This is a genomic window from Pseudomonas quebecensis, assembly GCF_026410085.1.
Taxonomy (GTDB): Bacteria; Pseudomonadota; Gammaproteobacteria; order Pseudomonadales; family Pseudomonadaceae; genus Aquipseudomonas; species Aquipseudomonas quebecensis.
Window position 1 is genome coordinate 3,890,652 of the sequence record NZ_CP112866.1, and the last position, 18,133, is coordinate 3,908,784.

Sequence of the window (18,133 nt, forward strand, 5' to 3'; positions counted from 1 at the left end):
CCCATGACGGCCCATGCCGACCTTTCGCCGACCCTTCAACTTGCCATCGACCTGATCCGTCGTCCCTCGGTCACGCCGATCGACGCCGATTGCCAGAAGCTGATGATGCAGCGCCTGGGCGACGCCGGTTTTGCGCTGGAGCCGATGCGCATCGAGGACGTGGACAACTTCTGGGCCACCCATGGCAAGCACGACGGCCCGGTGTTGTGCTTCGCCGGTCACACCGATGTGGTCCCGACCGGCCCCGTGCAGGCCTGGCAGAACGACCCATTCGACGCCTTGATCGACGAGAACGGCATGCTCTGCGGGCGTGGCGCAGCCGACATGAAAGGCAGCCTGGCGGCCATGCTGGTAGCGTCCGAGCGCTTCGTCGCCGACTACCCGGACCACAAGGGCTCGGTGGCCTTCCTGATCACCAGCGATGAAGAAGGCCCGGCGCACCATGGCACCAAGGCCGTGATCGAGCGCCTGGCCGCGCGCAAGGAGCGCCTGGACTGGTGCATCGTCGGCGAACCGTCGAGCACCACCCTGGTCGGCGATGTGGTCAAGAACGGGCGCCGTGGCTCACTCGGCGCCACGTTGACCGTGCGCGGCGTGCAAGGCCACGTGGCCTACCCGCACCTGGCGAAGAACCCCATCCACCTGGCCGCGCCGGCACTGGCCGAGCTGGCCGCCGAGCATTGGGACGACGGCAACGCGTTCTTCCCGCCTACCAGTTTCCAGATTTCCAACCTCAACTCCGGCACCGGCGCCACCAACGTGATTCCCGGCGAGCTGACGGCAGTGTTCAATTTCCGCTTTTCCACCGAGTCCACCGTGGAAGGTCTGCAGCAACGAGTTGCGCAGATTCTCGACAAGCACGGCCTGGACTGGCACGTGGAATGGGCGCTGTCGGGGCTGCCGTTCCTGACCGAACCGGGAGCGTTGCTGGATGCGGTGTCGGCCAGCATCAAGGCGATCACCGGTCGCGAGACCCAGGCGTCCACCAGTGGCGGCACGTCCGATGGCCGCTTCATTGCGACCCTTGGCACACAAGTGGTCGAACTGGGGCCGGTCAACGCGACCATCCACCAGGTCAATGAACGCATTCTGGCCAGCGACCTCGATGTACTGACAGAAATCTATTACCAGACCCTGATCAAGTTGCTCGCCTGATGCTCGCCTGCCCCATTTGCAGCGCTCCGCTCAACGCAGTGGACAATGGCGTGGCGTGCCCGGCCGGGCATCGATTCGATCGTGCGCGCCAGGGTTACCTGAACCTGTTGCCGGTGCAGCACAAGAACAGCCGCGACCCCGGCGACAATCTGGCCATGGTCGAGGCCCGTCGCGACTTCCTCAATGCCGGGCACTACGCCCCGGTGGCCAGGCGCCTGGCTGAACTGGCCGCTGAACGTGCACCGCAGCGCTGGGTGGATATCGGCTGTGGCGAGGGCTATTACACTGCGCAGATCGCCGAGGCGCTGCCCCATGCCGACGGCTACGCGCTGGATATTTCCAAGGAAGCGGTCAAACGCGCGTGCAGGCGCAACCCGGCGCTGACCTGGTTGATCGCCAGCATGGCTCGCGTGCCGTTGGCCGACGCCAGTTGCCAGTTCCTGGCCAGCGTGTTCAGCCCGTTGGACTGGCAGGAAGCCAAGCGCCTGCTCAGCCCCGGCGGCGGCTTGATGAAGGTCGGCCCTACCCGCGGCCACCTGATGGAGCTGCGCGAACGTCTGTATGACGAAGTGCGCGAATACACCGACGACAAGCACCTGGCCCTGGTGCCATCGGGCATGAGCCTGGCACACAGTGAAATCCTCGAATTCACACTGAGCCTGGCCGATCCCCGGGACCGCGCCAACCTGCTGGCCATGACGCCCCACGGCTGGCGGGCCAGCGCCGAACGCCGCGCCGAAGTGATCGAAGCGGTTGAGCCGCTTAAGGTCACGGTGTCGATGCGCTACGATTATTTCGTGCTTCAATAACCGACTTTATTTTCGCGAATGGATTTTCGAATCCCGCAACGAGGAACATCCATGCGCCAACCCGATATCGAGATTTACCTCAAGGACGCCGACGTCGACCACAAGGCCATTGCTGCCTGGCTCGGCACCGCCCTGGGGACGTGCAGCGACTGGGTCCAGAAAGGCCAGACCTACAAGTGCACGGCCGGCAACGTGCCTGTCACCTGGCTGCCAAAGGCCGTCGGCAAATGGAACAGCCTGTACCTGGAAAGCGACCAGACCCCATGGGACGACGACATCGCCTGCGCCCGCGCCGCGTTTGCCGCGCTGAACGTTGAAGTGCGCTGCGCGCCGGGCTCGTGGGTCGAGGAAGAAGGTGAAGAAAGCGCCGACACCTGGATTCGCATCAGTGCAGACGGTGAAGAGCAGATTACTTGGAGGACGGGTTGAAAAAGCAGCTTCAAGCGGCAAGCTGCAAGCTGTAAGCCAAAGCGCTTGTAGCTTGTAGCTTGCAGCTTGCAGCTTGCAGCTTAAAACCTACCACTCAGCCTACAGGCCGACCACATCCTCAGCCTGCAAACCCTTCTCGCCGCTCACCACGGCGTATTCCACCTGCTGGCCCTCGGCCAGGGAGCGGTGGCCTTCACCGCGAATGGCGCGGTAGTGCACAAACACATCCTGGCCGTCCTCACGCTGAATGAAGCCATAGCCCTTTGCATCGTTGAACCACTTCACATTGCCGGTTTCACGCGTTGCCATCTGTTTTACTCCCACTTCGGTTTTTATTATTGAGCCGGTTCGCGTTGAACTGCCGAGTATATGGCAGGTTCAAAGCCTTCAACTCAAGTTTACATCGCTGCTTTTTTGCCGATTTTCGGCGAATACGGCACACTACCCGCCCGAGCGCCTGCTCGGTTTTTCTCACTTGAAGCAGCTCGCCTATGACCCGCTCCCCGTTCCGCCGTCTGGTGTTTGGCACCTTGCGCCGACTGTTGTACCTCTGGGTTCGCTCGGAGACGATCAACCAGTCGTCCCTTACCCTTAACCTGGACCGCAGCCGGCCGGTGTTCTACGTCCTGCAATCGCCCTCCCTCACCGAACTGGCCGTAGTCGACGCCGAGTGCACCAAGGCCGGCCTGCCACGCCCGGTGTTGCCGGTGTCGGTAGGCCCGCTGATGGAGCCGGCGGCGTTCTTCTACCTCACGCCGGAACCGGACTGGCTGGGTCGCCAGGACAAGCGCGGCGCGCCACCGACCCTGACCCGCCTGGTCAACACCCTCAGCGACCATGCCGAAGAGAATGCACAAATCATTCCGGTCAGCGTGTTCTGGGGCCAGTCTCCCGAGAGCGAGTCCAGCCCGTGGAAGCTGCTTTTCGCCGACAGTTGGGCGGTCACCGGGCGTCTGCGTCGGCTGTTGAGCATTCTGATTCTGGGACGCAAGACCCGTGTGCAATTCTCCGCGCCTATCAACCTGCGTGAATTGATCGAGCACAATAAAGGTCACGAACGCACCGTGCGCATGGCCCAGCGCATCCTGCGTGTGCACTTTCGTAACCTGAAGACTGCGGTGATCGGCCCCGACCTGTCGCATCGGCGCAATCTGGTGAAGGGTCTGGTCAATATGCCGCTGGTGCGCCAGGCCATCGCCGACGAAGCCGAACGCGAAAAGATCTCGCCGGAAAAAGCCAAAGCCCAGGCCCTGCGGTATGGCAACGAAATCGCTTCGGACTACACCTACACCGCGATCCGCTTTCTGGAAGTGGTGCTGAGCTGGTTCTGGAACAAGATCTACGACGGCATCAAGGTCAATAACATCGAGGGTGTGCAACAGGTCGCCCAGGGCTACGAGGTGATCTACGTCCCGTGCCATCGCAGTCATATCGACTACCTGCTGCTGTCCTACCTGCTGTTCAAGAACGGCCTGACCCCGCCGCACATTGCCGCCGGCATCAACCTCAACATGCCGGTGATCGGCAGCCTGCTGCGCCGTGGCGGTGCGTTTTTCATGCGCCGCACCTTCAAGGGCAATCCGCTCTACACCGCCGTGTTCAACGAATACCTGCATACGCTGTTCACCAAGGGCTTCCCGGTGGAGTACTTCGTCGAAGGCGGACGCTCGCGCACCGGGCGCATGCTGCAGCCGAAGACCGGCATGCTGGCGATCACATTGCGCAGCTTCCTGCGCTCATCGCGCATGCCGATTGTGTTCGTGCCGGTGTACATCGGTTATGAGCGCGTGCTCGAAGGCCGCACTTACCTCGGAGAATTGCGCGGGGCGAGCAAGAAGAAAGAGTCGATCTTCGATATTTTCAAGGTGGTCGGTGCGCTCAAGCAGCGCTTCGGCCAGGTCGCGGTCAACTTCGGCGAGCCGATCAAGCTGGCGGAATTTCTCGACGCCGAGCAACCGGACTGGCGCGCCCAGGATTTGGGGCCGAACTACAAGCCGGCATGGCTCAACGAAACCACCCATCGCCTGGGCGAACAGGTGGCGCGCCACTTGAACGAAGCCGCCGCCGTGAACCCGGTGAACCTGGTGGCCCTGGCGCTGCTGTCCACTACGCGCCTGGCCCTGGATGAACAGGCCATGGCCCGTCAGCTGGATCTGTACTTGACGCTGTTGCGCCGCGTGCCGTACTCGCCCCATACCACCGTGCCGGAAGGCGATGGCATGGCGCTGATCCGGCACGTCAAAGACATGAAGCTGCTGTCGGAACAAAGTGACGCTCTGGGCAAGATTCTGTACCTGGACGAGCAGAACGCGGTCTTGATGACCTACTACCGCAACAACGTGCTGCACATCTTCGCTCTGCCTGCGCTGCTGGCGAGCTTCTTCCAGAGCAGCTCGCGCATGAGCCGCGAACAGATCCTGCGGTACACCCACGCGCTGTATCCGTACCTGCAATCGGAGCTGTTTATCCGCTGGTCCCTGGACGAGCTGGACGCCGTCATCGATCAATGGCTGGAAGCGTTCGTCGAACAAGGCCTGCTGCGTTTCGAAAACGATGTGTACCTGCGCCCGGCCCCGAGCTCGCGACACTTTGTGCTGTTGACGCTGCTGTCCAAAAGCATCGCCCAGACCCTGCAGCGCTTCTACATGGCGATCTCGCTGCTGCTCAACAGCGGCCAGAACAGCATCAGCGCCGAAGAATTGGAAGACCTGTGCACGATCATGGCCCAGCGCCTGTCGATCCTGCATGGTCTCAACGCGCCGGAGTTCTTCGACAAGAGTCTTTTCCGACATTTCATTCAGACGTTGCTGGAGCAAGATGTGCTGCGCCGCGATGACGCCGGCAAGTTGAGCTATCACGACCTGCTCGGCGAGCTGGCCGAAGGCGCGGCCAAACGCGTACTGCCGGCCGAGATTCGCCTGTCGATCCGCCAGGTGGCCTTGCACCGTGTGGACGGTGCCGGGGATGCGCCGGTGCAAGCGCAAGAAAGCCACTAGATTGAATAACGCGCCGGAGAGCCTCCGGCCCCGTTGAAAAGGAGCTGCACCATGAAAAAGATCATTCTTCTGGGCCTCACCGCCCTGCTCGGAGCCTGCCAATCCATGAGTCCCGCGCCCAAGGCCAGCCTCGACGGCGAAGTGTTCTACCTGCAACGTATCGCCCTGCCGCCAACGGCGACCTTGAGCGTGAGCCTGCAGGACGTGTCCCTGGCGGACGCGCCCGCAGCGGTCCTGGCCGAGCAGAAAGGCCCGGTCAAAGGTCAGGTACCGCTGGCATTTCACTTGAGCTACGACCCGGCGCAGGTCAAGCCTGGCCACAGTTATGCGGTGAGTGCTCGCATCGAGCTGGAGGGCAAGCTACTGTTTACCACGACTGAACGCCACACAGTGCGACTCGACGGCCAGGATCCACAGCCGCTGCGCCTGCGCGTCAATGCCGTGGCCCCCTGAAGCAGCCCCCTGAATTCGAACATAAGGAAGCCCTCATGCTCCGCAACTCCCTTCGCCTCACTGCCCTGTGTGCCGGCCTGCTGCTCGGCGCCAACGCCTTGGCCCTGGATCTGGGCAGCCTGTCCCAGAGCGACGCCGCCGGCGGCCTGAAGGATGCCCTGACCCAAGGCGCTCAGGTCGCCGTCAAGCAGCTGGGCGTGCCCGGTGGTTTCAGCAATAACCCCGAAGTGAAGATCGGCCTGCCGGGCAAGTTGGGCAAAGTCGCCGACAAACTGAAAATGTTCGGCATGGGCGACCAGGTCACCCAGCTGGAAACCAGCATGAACAAAGCCGCCGAAACGGCCGTGACCCAGGCCCAGCCGATTCTGGTGAATGCCGTGAAAAACATGAGCGTCACCGACGCCAAAGGCATCCTCAGCGGCGGCCAGGATTCGGCCACCCAATACCTGGATAAAAGCAGCCGCGAACAAATTCGCGCCAAGTTCCTGCCCATCGTCAAGGCCGCGACCGACAAGGTCGGCGTCGCGCAGCAATACAACGCCCTGGCCGGCAAGGCCGCAGCCTTCGGCGCCCTGGACGCCAAGAGCGCCAACGTCGAAAACTACGTGACTGAACAGGCACTGGATGGTTTGTTCAAGATGATCGCGCAGCAGGAAGAGACGATTCGCCAGAACCCTGCGGCGGCTGCCACCAGTTTGGCGAAGAAAGTGTTCGGCACCCTTTAAACGAAGCACAGAACAGTACCGATGAACCACAAAAAAGCCCTGATCTCCTCAGGGCTTTTTTGTTTTTCACCGCGCACAAAGCCAGGCGGGACGATTCGATAATGTGTCAGGTGAGAATCGAGGTCGCCAGGCGGCCAAGCAGCACCGTCGCGAAACAACCAATGGCGAGCGCGGCGGTCCGGTTGATGACACGCGGCGTCAGCCAGTGCCGCCCGCGTCCGACGACGCCGGCGCCGAATACGATCCAGGCCGCCCCGACCGGTATCACGACCAATGCCAGCGTGCCCATGAAGGCGAGGTAACCGGTCCAGTGGATAAACGTATCGGGTGGCGCGATCAACGAGGCGATCAACAGCCCTTTAGGGTTCATCACCGTCATCCAGAAAAAATACCCACCGGTGAAGCGGTCCTGGTTCACGTCTTCCAGAGCTTTTACGCTGCGCCATAAGCGCCAGGACACCACTAGCAGGTAGGTGCCCGCCGCCAACTGGATCAGCTTGACGGCCCAAGGGGAGTAAGCCGCCAGGTAGAGCAGCGCCACTCCCCACACCGACACTTGCAGCAGGTACGCCAGGCATTCGATAAAGGCCAGCTTCCACGACGCCCGCAGGCCGAACAACACACCGGCGCGGAACAACAGCGTGTTAGTCGGGCCAGGGGCAAGCAACAACAACATCAGGGCTGAAACGGTGGCCAGCATGATTACGCGACGTCCTTCCTCACTCGGAACCACGCAGCATACAGGGCCGGCAGGAACAATAGGGTCAATGCCGTGGCCACGATCAACCCGCCCATGATTGCCACCGCCATCGGCCCGAAGAATACGCTGCGCGACAGCGGGATCATCGCCAGCACCGCCGCGAGTGCCGTCAGCACAATCGGCCGGAAGCGGCGCACGGTGGCTTCGATGATTGCCTGCCAGGGGGCCAGGCCGGCTTTGATGTCCTGCTCGATCTGGTCCACCAGGATCACTGAGTTGCGCATGATCATCCCGGACAGGGCAATGGTGCCGAGCATGGCGACGAAGCCAAAGGGCTGACGGAACGCCAGCAGGAACAAGGTCACGCCGATCAGACCCAACGGCGCCGTCAGAAAAACCATCGCCATGCGTGAGAAACTGCGCAGCTGCAACATCAGCAACGTCAGCACCACCACGATAAACAGCGGTACCCCGGCCTTCACCGAATTCTGGCCGCGCGCGGAATCTTCAACGGTGCCGCCGACTTCCAGCAGGTAACCGTCGGGCAGTTCAGCGCGCACGTCGGCGAGGGTCGGCAGGATCTGCTGCACCAGCGTCGCAGGTTGTTCCTTGCCGTAGATATCCGCGCGGACCGTCACGGTGGGCAAGCGGTTGCGGTGCCAGATCACGCCTTCCTCAAAACCGTATTCGAGGGTGGCGATCTGCGACAGCGCAACGCTTTTGCCATTGTCGGTGGGCACTGCCAGGCTGGGTAACCGCGACAGTTCGGTGCGTTCATGGCGAGTGCCGCGCAGGAGGATTTCGATCAACTCGTTGTCCTCGCGGTACTGGCTGACGCTGGAACCGGTCAACGAGCTCTGCAGGAATTTCGACAGGTTGGCGGTGCTCACGCCCAAGGCCCGAGCGCGGTCCTGGTCGATATTGAGGGAGACGATTTTGCTCGGTTCTTCCCAGTCCAGGTGTACGTTGACCACGTGGGTGTTTTCGCGAACCTTCGCAGCGACCTTGCGTGCCAGGGCGCGGACTTCCTCGATGTGCTCGCCGGTTACGCGAAACTGCACCGGGTAGCCCACGGGAGGACCGTTCTCCAGGCGAGTGACACGCGAGCGCAGGTCGGGAAACTGTTCGTTGAGCGTGCCAATCAGCCAGGTGCGCAGGGTTTCGCGCTCTTCGATGCTGTTAGCCAGTACCACGAACTGGGCGAAACTGGTGGCCGGCAATTGCTGGTCCAGGGGCAGGTAAAAGCGCGGCGAACCGGTGCCGATATAGGCCACATAGTTGTCGATACCGGCATGCTCCTTGAGCAGCGTTTCCAGGCGTTTGACCTGGTCGGCGGTGTTGCTCAGGGACGCGCCTTCGGCCAGTTTCAGGTCGACCATCAGCTCCAGGCGACCGGACGCGGGGAAGAACTGCTGCGGCACGAAGCGAAACAACGCCACCGAGCCGACGAATAACATAAGTGTCAGCACGATCACGGTTTTGCGCCGTTTCACACACCACTCCACCACCCGCCTTACACGTTGATAAAACGGCGTACCGTAGGGATCCGGGCCATCGTGACCGTGCTTGGCGGCATGAATTTTCGCCAGGTCCGGCAGGAGTTTTTCCCCCAGGTAGGGCACGAACACCACGGCGGCGACCCAGGAAGCGAGCAACGCAATGGTCACCACCTGAAAGATCGAACGGGTATATTCGCCGGTACTCGACTGCGCGGTTGCAATCGGCAGGAAGCCCGCCGCAGTGATCAGCGTGCCGGTGAGCATCGGGAAGGCGGTACTGGTCCAGGCGAAGCTGGCGGCCTTGAGCCGGTCGTAGCCTTGCTCCATTTTGATTGCCATCATTTCCACGGCAATGATGGCGTCATCGACCAGCAGGCCGAGGGCCAATACCAAAGCGCCGAGAGAGATCTTGTGCAGACCGATGCCGAGGTAATACATGGTGGCAAAGGTCATTGCCAACACCAGCGGGATTGCCAGCGCCACTACCATGCCGGTGCGCAGGCCGAGGGAGAAAAAACTCACCAGCAGCACAATGGCCAATGCCTCGGCCAGCACTTGGACGAATTCGCCGACACCGGTTTTTACTGCGGCGGGCTGGTCCGACACCTTGCGCAGTTGCATGCCCGCTGGAAGGTTCTTTTGCAGGCGTGCGAATTCGCCTTCAAGCGCCTTGCCCAATACCAGAATATCGCCGCCCTCGCGCATCGCCACGGCCAGCCCGATGGCGTCTTCACCCATGTAGCGCATGCGCGGTGCGGGTGGATCGTTGAAACCGCGATGGATATCGGCCACATCGCCGATCCTGAAGGTGCGGTCACCCACGCGAATGGGGAAATTGCGGATCTCCTCGACCGTCTTGAAGTTGCCCGAGACGCGCAACTGCACACGCTCGCTCGGGGTTTCGAAGAAACCGGCGGTGGATACCGCGTTCTGTTCCTGCAAAGCCTGCTGCACGGCGGCCAGCGGCAAGCCGAGGGTGGCGAGCTTGAGGTTGGACAGTTCAATCCAGATTTTTTCGTCCTGCAGCCCGAGCAAGTCGACCTTGCCCACATCGGCCACCCGCTGCAGTTGAATCTGGATGCGGTCGGCGTAGTCCTTGAGCACTGCATAGTCGAAACCGTCGCCGGTCAGGGCGTAGATATTGCCGAAGGTGGTGCCGAATTCGTCGTTGAAAAACGGCCCCTGGATATCCGGCGGCAGCGTCTGGCGGATATCGCTGATTTTCTTGCGCACCTGGTACCACAGTTCGGGAATCTGCGCCGAGTGCATTGCGTCGCGGGCGATGAAGGTCACCTGTGACTCGCCGGGCCGGGAAAACGAGACGATGCGCTCGTAGTCACCGGTCTCCATGAGTTTCTTCTCGATGCGCTCGGTTACCTGCCGCGAGACTTCCTGGGCCGTGGCGCCCGGCCAATTGGTTTTGATCACCATGGCTTTGAAGGTGAAGGGCGGGTCTTCGCTTTGCCCCAGCTTGGTGTAGGACAACGTGCCCACCACGGCCAGCAGGATCATCAGGAACAGCACGATCTGGCGATTACGCAACGCCCATTCGGAAAGATTGAAACCCATCGGGACTACTCCTTGGCCGCCAGATTCACCACACGGTTGGAGCGGTCCACCGGGCGCACCTGCTGCCCCTCGTGGAGCACATGCACACCCGCCGCCACCACCCAATCACTGGCGCTCAAGCCTTCCAGCACCGGCACGGTTTTTTCGCCGAAGGCGCCGATACGCACAGGCGTGCGCTTGAGGGTGTAGTCCGGCTCCACACGCCAGACGTAGGACGCACCGTTCTCCGCGCTGAGGGCAGACAGCGGAACGGACAGCGGAATATCACCATCAACTTGGATGAACACGCGAGCGCTCTGCCCCAACTCAGCCGGGACTTTGCCCCCGGTAAACGCCACGCGAGCCGCGAAGGTGCGCGACTTCGGGTCGGCAGCGGGCGACAACTCACGGATGCGCCCGGCGAAGCGTTGGTCCGGCTGGCTCCACAACTCCACGGACACCGACTGCCCGATCTTGAAGCGACCGAAACCCTGTTCGGGCAGGCTGATCAGCACTTCGCGCTCGCCATCGGTGGCCAGGGTGAATACGGTTTGTCCCGCTGCCACCACTTGACCGACCTCCACGGCACGTTTGGCCACCACGCCGTCCTGCGGCGCGCGCAGGACCGCGTAGGCGGCCTGGTTACTGGCCACATCGAATTCGGCTTTGATCTGCTTGAGGCGGGCTTCACCTGAGCGGTAGAGGTTTTCGGCATTGTCGTATTGGGAACGACTGACCATCTGACGCTCCAGCAGCGTCTTGTAGCGGTCACGCTCGGCGCGCACCAGGCTCAGATTGGCCTCGGCGGCGGCGACCTGGGCGCGGCTGGCCTCCAGTTGCAAACGCACATCCTGGGGATCGAGTTCAGCCAGGGCCTGGTTGGCCTTGACCCGCTCGCCTTCGTCCACCAGGCGCTTACTGACTTTGCCGCCGATGCGAAAGGCCAGGTCCGGTTCATAGCGGGCGCGCACTTCACCGGGGTAGCTGTCCATCGACTGCGCCGACGGCTGCGGCTGCACCACCATGGCCGGGCGGAGGGTGGTCTGGGCCGTCTCTTCATGGCCGCAGGCGGCCACCAGGAGGGCCAGACACGCAGGCAACGCAAGGGGCAGGAAAATGCTGCGCATGCTGAAGGACCTTTCGCAAATGATGCTATGAATAATTATACTGGCCAGTATGTTATTAATACCAAACTCGCCAGTCCAGTATTAAAGGTAAAAATGTCCGACAATCCTCTCAACACCAATAGCCCCGGGCGTCCCAAGGACATGGCAAAACGCCAGGCAATCCTCGAAGCAGCCAAATTCCTGTTCTTGAGCAATGGTTACGCCAGCACCAGCATGGACGCGGTGGCCTTGGAGGCCGGCGTGTCGAAACTTACGGTCTACAACCACTTCACCGACAAAGAAACCTTGTTCACCGCAGCCGTCGTGGCCAAGTGCGAGGAACAATTGCCGGTGATGTATTTCGAGATGCCCGAAGGCGTGCCGGTGGAAACGGTACTGCTGACCATCGCCCGGGGTTTCCATCGGCTGATCAACAGCGAAGAATCGGTGAACCTGCACCGGTTGATGATGACCACCGGCAGCCAGGACGTGAAACTCTCACAGATCTTTTTCGAGGCCGGCCCGATGCGCATGCTGCAGGGCATGGAGCGTCTGCTCAGCACAATCAACCGGAGTGGCGCCCTGAGCATCGACGAGCCGTTCAAGGCGGCCGAGCATTTCTTCTGCCTGCTCAAAGGCACGGCGAACTTCTGCCTGCTGTATGGCTGCGGCGGCCAATTGAGTGAAGACGCCGCCGAAGCCCATGTGCAGGATGTGGTGGGATTGTTTATGCGGGCCTATAAGCCTTGAAGGATTTCAGGGCTTGAGTGCTTTTTTGGGGTAAATGTCATAGCGACTGGATTTACCCTCCAGCGCATGGCTTGGCTTGGGCCCTTCGATGCACGGCGCCTTGCGCGGGCGCTTGACCACCACGCGGTGGCTGGCCAGGGCCAATGCTGCGGCGAGCAGGGCCTGAGCATCCGGGTCATCGCCCACCAGTGGACGGAACAGGCGCATTTCCTTCTTCACCAGGGCCGTTTTCTCACGATGCGGAAACATCGGATCGAGGTAGATGACCTGAGGCGGCTCGCCTTCCCAGTTGCGCATCACCTCGATGGAGTTGCCCTTCAGCAACTGCATGCGCGCCACGATCGGCGCCACCTCGAAATCATCCGCGCCACGCGCCAGGCCGTCTTCAAGCAAAGCGCCAATCAACGGTTGGCGTTCGATCAGGCTCATATCGCAACCCAGGCTGGCCAGCACGAAGGCATCCTTGCCCAAACCGGCCGTGGCATCCAGCACTCGCGGGCGTACGCCCTGGGCGATGCCCACGGCCTTGGCAATCATCTGCCCGCTGCCTCCGCCATATAACCGTCGGTGCGCCGCGCCACCCTCAACAAAGTCCACACGCACCGGCCCCGGCGCGTCAGGGCTCAGTTGCTGCAATTGCAGGCCGTGTTCGCCGACCTGCAAGGAAAAATCCGCATCCGCCAGCATTAGCGGCAAGCCAAGCTGGGCAGCCCACTGCTCGGCGCGGGCCTGGAAAGCGTCGGCCAAGGCCTCGACCCGGATGCGGCTGGCCGCTGGTTGTTCGCTCATCAATCGCTACGCTCAAAAATATTAAGGATCGGCCAATACCGGCCGATAAAACCAACAGTCAGGTATTTTGCCAGAGCTGAGCGTCGACCGAAGAAAATGTCAGACATTCTCCCCCTAACCATCGGTGTACTGCCGACCCACAACCACTACGGCCTGCGCAATACACAAGCGCTGGCCGGCGTGAGTCATGTGTGGCAGGACTTCTTCGCCCGGGCATTGGCCGAGCAGCTCGGCGACACGCCGGACGCGCTGGCGGCCCAGGCGCCGGCACCGATGGACCCGGCGGTAGAACCCAGCGCCGGCGCCGACCTGCTGTCGCAGATCCTCACTCAGCGCGAGTGCGACGTCAAAGACACCGAAATCGCCCCGCCAGAACCGTTGTTCCTGCCCATCGCTGAATTCGAAACCGAGTTGCTGCCACCGGCCGCCACGCCATTCCCGGAAGAGGAAATCGTCGCCCAGCAGCGCCAGCAGAACTTCGAAAGCGGCTGGGTACGCCCTATCGTACTGAGCGCCGGGCAGCCGTTACCGGAGCCAGGCCCAGCGCCGCAACCGCGCGCCCTGCACTTGCCGATCGCCGAGTTTGAACTGGACCTGTTGCCACCGCCGCCTACGCCTTACCCCGAAGAAGCGTTGGTGGAGCAGCAAAAAGCCCTGGACTTCGACTACTACTGGGCGCGCCCATTGATCACCCATAACCTGCGCCTGGCCGCCTGATCCTCAGCGACACACCCACCAGCGCCCCATATCCAGGTGAAAGTGATTACGGTGCGCGGCGTTGTAGTCCGGGCTTAATACCACATTGAAATCATCACAGGCACTGTCGCGCACCTGGCGAAGGAACCGCGCATTGGCGCCCTCCCCCGGCCAATCTCGGAGCACGCTGATGCTGCGTCCGTCGGCCAAGCGAAAGCCGGCGATATCCAGCGCATTGGCCGATGCATGCTGGCTCATTCGCCCGCCGGCACGGTTATACATCGTGCGGCAGGCAAAACTGCCCAGGTGATCGACCCGCGTCACGGCTTGGCCAAACGCCGCCTGGGCCGCCGGTTGCAGGCTGTGGCGCTCAAACAGCGCGAACGCCACGGCCAGCGGGCAACTGGCGAGAAAGCTGCTGCTCAATCCCACCTCTGCACCCTGCACGCGCAAGGTGTTGCGCAATGGACAGGCGGCATCGGCGGGTGAATCAGCTTGATGGCTCACGCGCAAGCCTGAAGTCTTCAGCACCTGGTCGCACAGCGCCGGGTCGTCCTGCAGACGTCCCAGCTTAAAACGCGTCAACAGGTTCGGGCTGGCGCGCACATCCAGCGGCGCCCATGGATTCCACTCTGATGCCAACGGCACCCAGCCACGCCACACACCAACAACCACCGCGCCGCCCAGCACCAGCAGCACGCCCATCGCCTTGATAAACCGCATGGGTCAGACCTTGAAAAACTGATTGGCCGTGCTGAACGGCATCGAGCGATCGGTAAAGGTAAAGGTGCCCAGTTCGCGGATTTCCTGAGCCGCGCGATAGAACTCGCCGTAAGCGGCCAGCGCCATCGCCGAGCCGACGCTGATGCGCTTGACGCCCATCGCGCTCAATTGCGCGACGCTGAGTTTCAGCGCACCGGACATCAACACATTCACCGGTTTGGGCGCGACCGCCTTGACCACCGCCAACACCTCATCGGCAGTTCGCAGGCCCGGCGCGTAAAGCACATCGGCACCGGCCTCGGCGTAGGCCTGCAGACGGCGGAGGGTGTCGGGCAGATCCAGACGACCATGCAGAAGGTTTTCCGCGCGGGCGGTGAGCGTGAACGCAAACGGCAAACTGCGGGCCGCGACTACCGCCGCTTGTACTCGCTCCACAGACAGGTCGAAGGCATAAATGGGATCGCCAGAGTGTCCGGTGGCGTCTTCGATGGAACCGCCGACAATACCCGTGGCCGCCGCACGCAGGATGGTCTGGGCGCAGCCATCCGGGCTGTCGCTGAAGCCGTTTTCCAGGTCGGCCGCCACCGGCAGTGTCGTGGCCTGGGCGATCTGGTGCGCGTTGAGCAAGGTGTCGTCCAGAGACAACGCGCCCTCCGCATCCGGCCGACCAAGGCTGAAGGCATAACCCGCGCTGGTGGTGGCCAAGGCTTCGAACCCCAGGCTGGCAAGCATCACGGCGGAACCGGCGTCCCACGGGTTGGGCATCACGAACGCGCGGTCGCGTTCATGCAGGAGCTTGAAGGTTTCGGCGCGAAGGGTTTGAGCATCCATGGCAGGCTCCAGGCGGGAAAAGGAACCTTAGAGTAACCCCAGTTGCTCCGCTTCGGGCTCGCGATCCAACATGGGCAACGGCGCAAGGCCGGGCAAGCGTGCCATCAGTTGGGTATGAAAGCGCATGGCCAATTGGGCGGCGAGGCGATTGTCCGAGGTATGCAGAAACACGTAGGGAGTGCGGCCCTCTTCGATCCAACCGGCGACTTTTTCAATCCAAGGCACTAGAAACGGGTCGTTGGCCTCCAGCTCCGGATGGCCAATGAAGCGCACCTGCGGAAACTGAGTCAGCGCAGCCGGCCGCGGCGGCACTTTGGGCTTTTTCGATTGCGCGTGCAGCACCGCCGGCGATGTCGAGGTGCAACTGAACAACGCACGCGGGTCCAGGCAGATACGCTCGACACCCCGGTCACGCAACAGGCGATTAAGCCTGCGCTCGGCATCGCCTTTGGCGAAGAACTCGGGATGACGGACTTCCACCGCCATCGGACGCTCAAGCCCGTCGATAAAACCGGCCAGTTCCGCCAGGCGCTGCGGTGAGAACGAGGTCGACAATTGCAGCCATAGCGGCGTGACGCGCTCACCCAACGGGCTCATCAGGCCCACAAAGCTTTCTGCCGCCGGCAGTTGCTCGCGCAGATCGCCATCGTGGCTGATATCCCTGGGGAATTTGGCGGTGAAACGAAAATCCTCAGGCATGATTTCGGCCCAGCGCTGCACCGTGGCGGCCGAGGGGCGAGCGTAGAAAGTGGTGTTGCCTTCAACGGCGTTGAAAACTTGGGAATAAAGGGCGAGGTAATCGCTGGCGCGGGCGTCGGCTGGGTAAAGATACTCACGCCAGGCGTTTTCACTCCAGGACGGGCAACCGAGGTAGTAAGGCCGACGCATCAGATGTGAACGTCGAGGCCCAGCACTTCCATATCCCATTCGACAAAGCCGGCGGTAGTCAGGTAACTGGCCAGGGCCGTGGCAACGCTTTTGCTCATGGAACGTGGGAACACCATATCCTGCTGACGGGCAGGCAGGCCGCTGATACGCGCACTGCCGGCGCTTTGGGCCGACGACGCTGCTTCGGACTGGACTTCGATGAAGTCCGGCGAATCTTCGACCGAATCGTCTACCGTGACGTTCGCCTTGCGCGGCTTACGTTTGAGGGGGTAGGACTGTGAGGAAAATCCGTCTATACGCATCGATGCGAACTCGCTATCAGTGATGGCATTTTAGTGGCGACTTCCGTTGCGCGCAAATGCTCTGGTGATAACTAGAACACATAATTTGAAAAAGGTTTAAATCCTGGGGCAAATTCTGACGATTGGCGCAGATTGCCATCACTTTGGCGTCAAATCAGCCCGCGTTCGGCTTTGGTTTGCGCGACTTTATCGCGCAGGTACACCGGTGCCGCCTGATCGGCGGGGATCGCCTCACCGCGCTCGAAGGCATAACGCGCCAGGGTCAGCAGGTCTTCGGCATGGGGCAGCATGGCCGCATCCTGGCCAGCCAGCTTGACCGCGATGCGCTCGCCGTAGCCCCAGCCGGTGCCCGCGCCGAACCAGTCGCCGCTGGCGTCCTGCGGCAGCGCCGACGCTTCGGGAGGCTGCACGGCCTCCGTACCGACCAGGCGCATTTCGCCTTCGGCTGCGCGATAACAGCCCCAGTAGACTTCATCCATCCGCGCGTCGATGGCGGCGGCCACCTGCACGGCGCCGTGTTCACGCAAGGCGCGCTGGGCCAGCACGGCAAGGTTGGAGACCGGCAGCACCGGGCGCTCCAGGGCAAAGGCCAAGCCCTGTACTACGCCGATGGCGATGCGCACACCGGTAAATGCGCCGGGGCCGCGACCAAAGGCGATAGCGTCCACCGACGCCAATGTGGTGCCGGCGTCTTCGAGCAGTTGCTTGATCATCGGCAACAGCTTCTGCGCGTGCAGGCGTGGGATCACCTCGTAGTGGCTGGTTACTTTGCCGTCGTGCAGCAAGGCAACGGAGCAAGCTTCGGTTGCGGTGTCCAGGGCCAGCAGGGTGCTCATCGGTGTCGGTGTCCAAGTCGGAAAAAAGTGCGCCAGTATAAACAACAACGGCCCGCAAGCGGGCCGTTGTGTGTAACGCCGAGCGGGTGATCAGCTCAGGGCTTCCATGACCTTGGCGGTGATGGCTTCCACCGAACCAACGCCCGGAATGTGGCTGCACTTGGGCTTGCCGTTGGCAGCGGACAGCTTCTGGTAGAAATCCACCAGCGGCTTGGTCTGGGAATGGTAGACCGACAGGCGATGACGCACGGTTTCTTCGGTGTCGTCCTTGCGCTGTACCAGGTCGTCGCCCGTGATGTCGTCCTTGCCATCAACTTTCGGCGGGTTGTAGACGGTGTGGTACACGCGGCCCGAGGCTTCGTGAACGCGACGACCGGCGATACGCTGGACGATCTCTTCATCATCAACCGCGATTTCCACCACCGCATCCAGTTCGACACCGGCCGTTACCAGCGCCTCGGCCTGGGGAATGGTGCGAGGGAAACCGTCGAACAGGAAGCCGTTGGCACAGTCAGGCTGCGCGATACGGTCCTTGACCAGGGCGATGATCAGGTCATCGGAAACCAGGCCGCCGGCGTCCATGATGCTCTTGGCCTGGATGCCCAGGTCGGTGCCTGCTTTTACCGCGGCGCGCAGCATGTCACCGGTAGAGATTTGTGGAATGCCGAATTTTTCAGTGATGAACTTTGCCTGAGTACCTTTACCGGCCCCGGGAGCTCCCAGCAGAATGACGCGCATCGATGTGCTCCTCAATTTTTTATAGAGATGACGCTCGGATTCGCCGCATGGGGCCAATCTCGTAAAAATGTGATTCGGGCCGACCAAACGGCCAAAGGCTGATCAAGATACACAGCAGGCCCTGCCCACACAAGCCGCCGAAAGTCGGAGGAACCCGCGC

At 61.9% G+C, this 18,133-nt stretch carries 19 protein-coding genes; 8 read left to right on the forward strand and 11 right to left on the reverse strand.

Features of this window, described 5'->3' with window-relative positions; genetic code table 11:
* Positions 1 to 3 precede the first annotated feature (3 nt).
* The 3 genes from dapE to OSC50_RS18130 are packed head-to-tail and all read left to right on the forward strand — an operon-like array spanning position 4 to position 2,393.
* Positions 4 to 1,155 (forward strand): succinyl-diaminopimelate desuccinylase, encoded by a 1,152-nt coding sequence (gene dapE, locus OSC50_RS18120; RefSeq protein ID WP_181079228.1) that lies wholly within the window; start codon positions 4 to 6, stop codon positions 1,153 to 1,155.
* Entirely contained in the window at positions 1,155 to 1,964 is an 810-nt protein-coding gene (locus tag OSC50_RS18125) for a putative RNA methyltransferase (RefSeq protein WP_181079225.1), read from the forward strand. The genes dapE and OSC50_RS18125 overlap by 1 nt, the downstream gene beginning before the upstream one ends.
* Before the next feature lie 51 nt (positions 1,965 to 2,015).
* Positions 2,016 to 2,393, forward strand: a complete 378-nt coding sequence (locus tag OSC50_RS18130) for a hypothetical protein (protein WP_181079223.1) — start codon at positions 2,016 to 2,018, stop codon at positions 2,391 to 2,393.
* Between the two features lie 99 nt (positions 2,394 to 2,492).
* Here the strand turns inward: OSC50_RS18130 and OSC50_RS18135 are convergent, their stop codons facing one another.
* Complete coding sequence (locus tag OSC50_RS18135) at positions 2,493 to 2,702, reverse strand: cold-shock protein (protein ID WP_034096225.1); 210 nt, start codon at positions 2,700 to 2,702, stop codon at positions 2,493 to 2,495.
* A gap of 182 nt (positions 2,703 to 2,884) precedes the next feature.
* Between OSC50_RS18135 and plsB the strand changes: the two genes are divergently transcribed.
* The 3 genes from plsB to OSC50_RS18150 are packed head-to-tail and all read left to right on the forward strand — an operon-like array spanning position 2,885 to position 6,567.
* Entirely contained in the window at positions 2,885 to 5,389 is a 2,505-nt protein-coding gene (plsB, locus tag OSC50_RS18140; RefSeq protein WP_181079220.1) for a glycerol-3-phosphate 1-O-acyltransferase PlsB, read from the forward strand.
* A gap of 51 nt (positions 5,390 to 5,440) precedes the next feature.
* Positions 5,441 to 5,842, forward strand: a complete 402-nt coding sequence (locus tag OSC50_RS18145) for a YbaY family lipoprotein (RefSeq protein WP_181079218.1) — start codon at positions 5,441 to 5,443, stop codon at positions 5,840 to 5,842.
* Positions 5,843 to 5,877: 35 nt separating this feature from the next.
* Positions 5,878 to 6,567, forward strand: a complete 690-nt coding sequence (locus OSC50_RS18150; RefSeq protein ID WP_181079215.1) for a DUF4197 domain-containing protein — start codon at positions 5,878 to 5,880, stop codon at positions 6,565 to 6,567.
* Positions 6,568 to 6,673: 106 nt separating this feature from the next.
* Here the strand turns inward: OSC50_RS18150 and OSC50_RS18155 are convergent, their stop codons facing one another.
* Genes OSC50_RS18155 through OSC50_RS18165 form a run of 3 tightly spaced genes read right to left on the reverse strand, consistent with a single transcriptional unit; the run spans position 6,674 to position 11,441 of the window.
* Entirely contained in the window at positions 6,674 to 7,267 is a 594-nt protein-coding gene (locus tag OSC50_RS18155; protein ID WP_253510913.1) for a LysE family translocator, read from the reverse strand.
* 2 nt (positions 7,268 to 7,269) lie between these two features.
* Complete coding sequence (locus OSC50_RS18160) at positions 7,270 to 10,335, reverse strand: efflux RND transporter permease subunit (protein ID WP_253510909.1); 3,066 nt, start codon at positions 10,333 to 10,335, stop codon at positions 7,270 to 7,272.
* 5 nt (positions 10,336 to 10,340) lie between these two features.
* Complete coding sequence (locus OSC50_RS18165) at positions 10,341 to 11,441, reverse strand: efflux RND transporter periplasmic adaptor subunit (protein ID WP_253510906.1); 1,101 nt, start codon at positions 11,439 to 11,441, stop codon at positions 10,341 to 10,343.
* 93 nt (positions 11,442 to 11,534) lie between these two features.
* On the opposite strand from OSC50_RS18165, the gene OSC50_RS18170 reads away from it, so the two are divergent.
* Entirely contained in the window at positions 11,535 to 12,170 is a 636-nt protein-coding gene (locus OSC50_RS18170) for a TetR/AcrR family transcriptional regulator (RefSeq protein WP_181079202.1), read from the forward strand.
* 6 nt (positions 12,171 to 12,176) lie between these two features.
* Here OSC50_RS18170 and OSC50_RS18175 read toward each other — a convergent pair whose 3' ends face one another.
* Entirely contained in the window at positions 12,177 to 12,959 is a 783-nt protein-coding gene (locus OSC50_RS18175; RefSeq protein WP_181079199.1) for a class I SAM-dependent methyltransferase, read from the reverse strand.
* A 96-nt stretch (positions 12,960 to 13,055) separates the two neighbouring features.
* On the opposite strand from OSC50_RS18175, the gene OSC50_RS18180 reads away from it, so the two are divergent.
* Positions 13,056 to 13,676, forward strand: a complete 621-nt coding sequence (locus OSC50_RS18180) for an energy transducer TonB (RefSeq protein WP_253510899.1) — start codon at positions 13,056 to 13,058, stop codon at positions 13,674 to 13,676.
* A 3-nt stretch (positions 13,677 to 13,679) separates the two neighbouring features.
* Here the strand turns inward: OSC50_RS18180 and OSC50_RS18185 are convergent, their stop codons facing one another.
* From OSC50_RS18185 to adk, 6 genes are all read right to left on the reverse strand, one after another.
* The gene (locus OSC50_RS18185; RefSeq protein WP_266248219.1) at positions 13,680 to 14,378 is read right to left on the reverse strand and encodes an extensin-like domain-containing protein; all 699 of its coding nucleotides are present in this window, start codon (positions 14,376 to 14,378) and stop codon (positions 13,680 to 13,682) included.
* 3 nt (positions 14,379 to 14,381) lie between these two features.
* The gene (locus OSC50_RS18190) at positions 14,382 to 15,209 is read right to left on the reverse strand and encodes an isocitrate lyase/PEP mutase family protein (RefSeq protein ID WP_266248217.1); all 828 of its coding nucleotides are present in this window, start codon (positions 15,207 to 15,209) and stop codon (positions 14,382 to 14,384) included.
* Positions 15,210 to 15,236: 27 nt separating this feature from the next.
* A complete protein-coding gene (locus tag OSC50_RS18195) occupies positions 15,237 to 16,097 on the reverse strand; it encodes a DUF72 domain-containing protein (protein WP_181079188.1) in 861 nt (286 codons plus the stop codon).
* On the reverse strand, positions 16,097 to 16,399 hold the full coding sequence (locus OSC50_RS18200; protein WP_181079185.1) for a hypothetical protein: 303 nt from the start codon (positions 16,397 to 16,399) through the stop codon (positions 16,097 to 16,099). Before OSC50_RS18200 ends, OSC50_RS18195 begins: the two co-directional genes overlap by 1 nt.
* Positions 16,400 to 16,548: 149 nt before the next feature.
* Positions 16,549 to 17,235 (reverse strand): tRNA (adenosine(37)-N6)-threonylcarbamoyltransferase complex dimerization subunit type 1 TsaB, encoded by a 687-nt coding sequence (gene tsaB, locus OSC50_RS18205; RefSeq protein WP_181079182.1) that lies wholly within the window; start codon positions 17,233 to 17,235, stop codon positions 16,549 to 16,551.
* Between the two features lie 90 nt (positions 17,236 to 17,325).
* Positions 17,326 to 17,973 (reverse strand): adenylate kinase, encoded by a 648-nt coding sequence (gene adk, locus OSC50_RS18210; protein WP_253510885.1) that lies wholly within the window; start codon positions 17,971 to 17,973, stop codon positions 17,326 to 17,328.
* Positions 17,974 to 18,133: the final 160 nt, after the last annotated feature.